This window comes from Thiorhodococcus minor (assembly GCF_010820565.1).
In the GTDB taxonomy this organism is placed as follows: Bacteria; Pseudomonadota; Gammaproteobacteria; order Chromatiales; family Chromatiaceae; genus Thiorhodococcus; species Thiorhodococcus minor.
Window position 1 is genome coordinate 1 of sequence record NZ_JAAIJQ010000372.1, and the last position, 347, is coordinate 347.

The window sequence follows — 347 nt, forward strand, 5'->3', positions numbered from 1 at the left end:
TGCTCCTACAAGGTTCCTGTGAAGACGCATTATTGTAACATAATCATAGCTTTAGGCGCTAAGTCCATGGCATTGCCCTGGAACCTTTCGTAGATCTTCAAGGTGGTATGGATTTCCTATCCGTCTTCGTATCCGTGTCCGCTATTCGTCATCTCGAGGCACATGCGAAGCAGGTCGTCGAAACAGTGCCTGTCCTCGAAACAATCGGCTTCTCGAAATGGAATTGAACCAGAGGCAAATTGCGCGCCTTTTGCTTCGGAACCGGATTCTGAAGGGTGCAACCTGCCGAGCGCGGGCGCATCAAGCCGCGAGCGCATGGTATGAGTCGGCATTGGCGGTCGCTTGGC

The 347-nt window shown here is 52.7% G+C and carries 1 protein-coding gene; it reads right to left on the reverse strand.

Features of this window, described 5'->3' with window-relative positions; all coding sequences use genetic code 11:
• Positions 1 to 116 precede the first annotated feature (116 nt).
• Positions 117 to 347: hypothetical protein (locus tag G3446_RS27845; RefSeq protein WP_209262684.1), on the reverse strand; the 231-nt coding region annotated here is incomplete at its 5' end.